General features: G+C 39.3%; 5 protein-coding genes and 2 pseudogenes. 4 read left to right on the top strand and 3 right to left on the bottom strand.

From position 1 onward, the window contains the following. A pseudogene (locus HT688_RS09920) lies at nt 1-272 on the bottom strand (IS630 family transposase); the annotation flags it as partial. Between the two features lie 18 nt (nt 273-290). Here HT688_RS09920 and HT688_RS09925 point away from each other — a divergent pair. The 4 genes and pseudogenes from HT688_RS09925 (at nt 291) to HT688_RS09940 (ending at nt 2,228) form a co-directional block, all read left to right on the top strand. Further along, nucleotides 291-458 carry a choline-binding protein A gene (locus tag HT688_RS09925; protein ID WP_123056183.1) on the top strand — a complete coding sequence of 56 codons (168 nt, stop codon included), beginning with the start codon at nt 291-293 and terminating at the stop codon, nt 456-458. Between the two features lie 222 nt (nt 459-680). Next, nucleotides 681-977 (top strand): annotated as a pseudogene (locus tag HT688_RS09930) (ATP-binding cassette domain-containing protein); the annotation flags it as partial. Nucleotides 978-1,161: 184 nt separating this feature from the next. Next, a complete protein-coding gene (locus HT688_RS09935) occupies nt 1,162-1,536 on the top strand; it encodes a CidA/LrgA family protein (RefSeq protein WP_000781328.1) in 375 nt (124 codons plus the stop codon). Further along, nucleotides 1,533-2,228 carry an LrgB family protein gene (locus HT688_RS09940; protein ID WP_023934327.1) on the top strand — a complete coding sequence of 232 codons (696 nt, stop codon included), beginning with the start codon at nt 1,533-1,535 and terminating at the stop codon, nt 2,226-2,228. Before HT688_RS09935 ends, HT688_RS09940 begins: the two co-directional genes overlap by 4 nt. Nucleotides 2,229-3,102: 874 nt before the next feature. On the opposite strand, the gene HT688_RS09945 is transcribed toward HT688_RS09940, so the two are convergent. Together HT688_RS09945 and HT688_RS09950 are read right to left on the bottom strand one after the other, a co-directional pair. Next, nucleotides 3,103-4,302 carry an ABC transporter permease gene (locus tag HT688_RS09945; protein WP_023934334.1) on the bottom strand — a complete coding sequence of 400 codons (1,200 nt, stop codon included), beginning with the start codon at nt 4,300-4,302 and terminating at the stop codon, nt 3,103-3,105. Then, complete coding sequence (locus tag HT688_RS09950; protein WP_023934336.1) at nt 4,281-5,192, bottom strand: ABC transporter ATP-binding protein; 912 nt, start codon at nt 5,190-5,192, stop codon at nt 4,281-4,283. The genes HT688_RS09945 and HT688_RS09950 overlap by 22 nt, the downstream gene beginning before the upstream one ends. Between the last annotated feature and the right edge of the window lie 364 nt (nt 5,193-5,556).

Raw genomic sequence — 5,556 nt, forward strand, 5'->3', positions numbered from 1 at the left:
ACTGAAGGGACAGCACAATCAAAATGTGCCGCAATTTCCCGTAAAAAAGCATCTGGATAAGCCTCTACAAAGGATTTCAATTCCTCTAAAGGAATCTTTCGGTTTTTGACGACTCGCTTTTTCCTCTCTAAGTGTCCTTGTTCACGTAAGTTCTTTTCCCACGTGAAGAGAGTTCTGACGCCGACATCAAAAACCTTGGCTGCCTCGACATGGCTGTGCCCCTCTTTGATGTAATCTAATGCTCGCTGTTTAAAATCTGTACTATATGCCATAGCTTTATTATAACATGCTTGTTTGAAACTAAGCAACTATATTACCTAAAAGACTCAGGTGCTATGTTAACAGGCTGGGTGAAAGATAGCAGATCTTGGTATTACCTTGCTTCAACTGGTAAGATGCTTCACAACACCTATACACCTGGTGGTTACTGTGTAGATACCGGTGGCGCTTGGAAATAATCTAAAGTATACATTTTATTCCTTCAGCTATTAGTGTACATGCTCAGACTAAATGTTATCAGAGCTACAAAAAAACTAGATAATAATACGAAAAGCGAATCGAAACAATGAATTCTGTTTTGTTCGCTTTTTGTTTCAATCTGTGTCATTACGATATTTTCATTTAATTGTATATCCCCCAAAAATTTACATTTTTATATGAAGTATTTTAGATAAAAGCAAACGCTAAATCATATCCTCAAAAAAACAGGTTTAGAACATTTGAAAAATCGAACGCTCAGCAATGATAGTCTGTCTGGTGGCGAGAAACAACGCCTAGAAATCGCCCGCGCCCTCTACCATGATAGCCAACTCATCTTAGCAGACGAGATTAAGGCCAATCTTGACTCGGAAAATAGCAGAAAAATTAGCGACTTGCTCTTCTCCCTACCTCAAACAGTCATAGAAGCCATTCACCACTACACAGAAGAGGACTTAAAAAACTACGACCAAGTCATTCACTTAAGCAAAGAAAAGTAATATTCTTCGAAAATCGCTTCAAACTATGTCAGTTTGACCTACAACCCCAACACTTTACTTTGAGTAACATGCAGCTGACTTCCTAGTTTGTTCTTTAATTTTCATTATCCCTTGTTCATTTCCTTGAAATTTTCTGAAAAAAGAGTAAACTGGTATTCAAGAAGTCTATTTCGTGGAGTTTAGGATGAAATTATATGTTCAATTAATGATTCTCTTTGTGATTTCTCTAATCGGAGAGGGGATTTCCAGTTTCTTTCATTTGCCCATCCCAGGCAGTATTATCGGCTTGATTATTCTCTTTCTATCCCTACAATTCAAATGGTTGAGAACTAGGCATGTCAACATGGTGGGGAATTTCTTGCTGGCCAATATGACCATTCTCTTTTTGCCGCCAGCAGTAGGAATCATGGAAAAGTTTGATGTGATTGCTCCCTATCTCCTACCCATTGTTTTGATTGTCTTTTTTGCAGCAGTTGTCAATATTATCCTCATAGCGTTGGTAGTTCAGTTTATCAAACGACGGTTTGAGGGAGATTATGAGAAAGGAGATGCCAAATGAGTGAATTTGTTTCCAATCCCCTATTTGGGCTTGCCCTGTCTATCCTAGCTTATCTAGTGGGGATGTTGATTTACAGACGTTTTCCTCATCCATTGACAACGCCCCTGCTTTTGTCGGCTATTTTTATCATTATTTTTCTTAAGGTGACGGGTATTTCTTATCAAGATTACTACCAAGGTGGGGTTTATCTGAACAACTTGATTGTCCCGTCGACAGTGGCTTTGGGGATTCCGATTTACAAGAGTTTTCATTTGATGAAGCACCATGCTCGGAGTATTCTCTTTGGTAGTCTGCTAGCAGTAGTTGTCAATACCTCTTTCACAGCCCTTGTGGCCAAAATCTTTGGTATGGACTTTTTCCTAGCCATTTCTCTCTTTCCCAAGTCAGTAACAACCGCCATGGCAGTGGGAATCACAGAAAAATTGCAAGGTCTGACGACCGTGACCTTGGTGGTAGTCGTGGCAACTGGGATTTTAACCAGTGTCATCGGACCAACCCTTTTGAAGTGGTTGAAAATTGACGACCCAGTAGCTGTTGGTCTTTCCCTTGGAGGAACAGGCCATGCAGTTGGAACAGGAACAGCCTTCCGATACGGCTCTGTAGCAGGAGCCATGGGTGGTTTGGCTATCGGTGTCACTGGTATTCTCTATGTCTTTGTCAGCCCCATCGTAGCTAGTTTGATATTGAGTTAATACTCTTCGAAAATCTCTTCAAACCGCGTCAACGTCGCCTTGCCGNNTTGCTCTTTGATTTTCATTGAGTATAAAAAGCAAGGAATTCGAGCAATCTCATTATGGTAGTGACATGGGGGTCTAACTTCTCATATTTATACATTTCTCCAATCAGTTAGTTGATTACAACCGAGATTTTCTATACTCTCCTTATAAGATTTTCGCATAAGATGAGACAGCACACGCTGAAGACGTCTATGTTATTTAGATTTAATGCAATCTTTTCAAAGAGTTTTGATAATCTATATTTCTTATTTAGTTTAGTTGATTTCATATCACTATACTATAATGCTTATCCAAATGATGACACTATCAAAACACCCTATTATTGGATGCTTACGAAACAGATTTTTATACTCTTCAAACCACGTCAGCTTGTCCTTAGTGTGTATACGTTACTGACTTGGTCAGTTCCTCAACCTCAAAACTATGTTTCGAGGAGCCTTCCGCTAACTTCCCAGTCTGATTTTCATTGAATATTAACGATACTTTATCACATAAAGAGGCTGGATGAAAAGTCTTCACAATCAAAAAACGCATCCTATCAAGTTGAGTCCTGATAGGATGCGTTTTTATATTATTGAAATTTTGTTACAGACCGATAAGAGTTCTATCATAATCAATAAATAAAGTGATGGGAAATAAGAATTGCACACCCTGGTTTTGGAATTCAAATCAATTTATAAGAATGTTTTAGAAGCAATATTATCTTATTCCAGATTCAGTTCACTATACAATTGAGTTCTCAAGCAACCTGTTTACATAATGTGTGCATAATTAGGTTCGTGATTCCACTCTTTTTATCTCTAAAAAACCTCGCTTTCGCGAGGCTCTTCTATTTATAAGATAAGGCACGTTTAAATGTTTTCCAAATCCCTAAATCATCTGTTTGAAGGACTAGGCTGGCATACATGCGTCCGATAAATCCTGTTGCTACCACCGCAAAAATCACTGTAATAGCAAGTGAAATCCATGCTTCTACTCCCCCTGCATAGCCATTAATAGTTCTAAATGGCATAAAGAAGGTCGAAATAAAGGGAATATAAGAACCAATCTTCAAGATGAGATTGTCACCAGCTGCACCTAGAGCTGTCACTCCAAAAAAACCACCCATAATCAAAATCATCAAAGGCGACAAGGCTTTTCCTGAGTCCTCAGGACGAGAAACCATAGAACCTAGAAAGGCAGCCAAGACGACGTACATAAAGAGACTGACCAAAATAAAGAACAAGGTATTCAGTGAGAAAGCATCTCCCAAGTGATCCAAAATACCAGACTGAGCCAAGAATGGCAAATCTTTAAAGAGTAGAATAGCTGCCAGACCACCTACCACATAAATCCCGATATGCGTTAAAATCACCAGAAACAGAGCCATCATCCGCGCATAGAAATAGTGACTAGCCCTTATGCTAGAAAAGACGACTTCCATAATTTTGGTGCCTTTTTCACTGGCAACTTCCTGAGCTGTTACACCCGCATAGGTAATCAGAATCATATAAAGAAAGAATCCTAAGGCGCCTGCTGCAATTGTTTGAATAAACTTTTTATTTTCCTTGGCTTCATCAATCTTTTCTGTGAATTGAATTGTCTGCGCTAAGCGTTTTTCCTGCTCTTGAGACAAGGAAGCAGTTGAACGATTAAGCTGATTTTGCAGTTCATTGAGTGTATCTGTAACTGCAAATTTAATTCCATTTTCAAGCGACGTTTCGCCATGATAAACTGCCTTCAAGACACTATCCTCTTGGTCAATAGTCAGATAGCCTTTTAATTTTTCATCTTTAATCGCTTCTTTGGCACTTGCTTCGTCTTTGTAGTCAAAATTAACACCATTTACATTCTTCAGTCCTTCTGCTACAGATGGCACTGTTGTCACTACTGCCACTTTATCATTTTTAGCCATTGAAGAGCCTTGGAGATAAGCAATTCCTCCAGAGATTCCTAAAAAGAGGAACGGTGAAATCACCATAAAGAAGAAACTCCACGATTTGACATGTCTAAGATAGGTTTCCTTGATTACAACCCACACATTTCCCATACTTCCACTCCTGATTCTAGTTTAAAGATTTCATCGATAGTTGGCGCTTGTTGGTCAAAGGTTGCGATATATTGCCCTTGAGTCAAGATTGGGAAGAGTTCTCTACCAGCACTCTCATCCTCCAAGATCAATTTCCAACTACCTTGTTTGGTCAAGCTCACCTGTTTGACATGAGGAAGGTTTTCCAATTCTTCCTTGCTTCGTTCACTTGAAACAAAGAGACGTGTTTTCCCGTATTGATTTCGGACATCCTGAACTGGTCCATGCAAGACCACACGGCCATCTCGGATCATGAGAATATCGTCACAAAGCTCCTCGACGTTGGTCATGACATGGTCAGAAAAGATAATGGTTGCCCCACGTTCTTTTTCTTGAAAAATGACTTGCTTGAGCAATTCTGTATTGACTGGGTCCAATCCACTGAAAGGCTCATCCAAGATAATCAAGTCTGGCTCATGAATCAGAGTAATGATGAGCTGAATCTTCTGCTGATTTCCTTTTGACAGACTCTTAATTTTATCTGTCAGCTTCCCTTTCACTTCCAACCTCTTCATCCATTGAGGGAGTTTTTCCTTGATTTCCTTGGCATCCATGCCTTTTAGAGTCGCCAAATAGCGAACTTGCTCAAGAACTGTCAATTTAGGCATGAGACTGCGTTCTTCAGGCAGATAACCAATCCGAGCATAGGTCTCCTGACGAATATCCTGACCATCCAGACCGATTTCTCCCTGGTATTCTAAAAACTTCAAAATACTGTGGAAAATCGTTGTCTTCCCAGCACCATTTTTTCCTACTAATCCCAAAATACGACCTGGTCGCGCTTGAAAGTCAATACCAAACAAAACTTGCTTGGATCCAAAACTTTTCTCTAGACTTCTTACTTCTAGCATCTTTCACCTCCGAAATTTCTTGCACTCATTATACTCCTTTTTGATAGCCTTTACAATGTTTTTTGTCCATTTTTAGAAGACTAATGCTATGTAAAATATGGCATGGAGCACTTTTATACTCAATGAAAATCAAAGAGCAAACTAGGAAGCTAGCCGTAGGCTGCTCAAAGTACAGCTTTGAGGTTGTAGATAAAACTGACGAAGTCAGCTCAAAACACTGTTTTGAGGTTGCAGATAGAACTGACGAAGTCAGTAACATATATACAGCAAGGCGAAGCTGACGTGGTTTGAAGAGATTTTCGAAGAGTATAGTAGATTGAAATAGACTGTGAACAAATTGATAAGGAAATTTTAAAGTAATTCC

This window comes from Streptococcus sp. 1559 (assembly GCF_013276735.1).
GTDB classification, from domain to species: Bacteria; Bacillota; Bacilli; order Lactobacillales; family Streptococcaceae; genus Streptococcus; species Streptococcus pseudopneumoniae.

What these genes read in the sequence shown, in the direction of transcription:
- HT688_RS09935 (WP_000781328.1), top strand. Translation starts at nt 1,162, where the DNA reads ATGAAATTATATGTTCAATTAATGATTCTCTTTGTGATTTCTCTAATC.
- HT688_RS09940 (WP_023934327.1), top strand. Translation starts at nt 1,533, where the DNA reads ATGAGTGAATTTGTTTCCAATCCCCTATTTGGGCTTGCCCTGTCTATC.
- HT688_RS09945 (WP_023934334.1), bottom strand. Translation starts at nt 4,302, where the DNA reads ATGGGAAATGTGTGGGTTGTAATCAAGGAAACCTATCTTAGACATGTC.
- HT688_RS09950 (WP_023934336.1), bottom strand. Translation starts at nt 5,192, where the DNA reads ATGCTAGAAGTAAGAAGTCTAGAGAAAAGTTTTGGATCCAAGCAAGTT.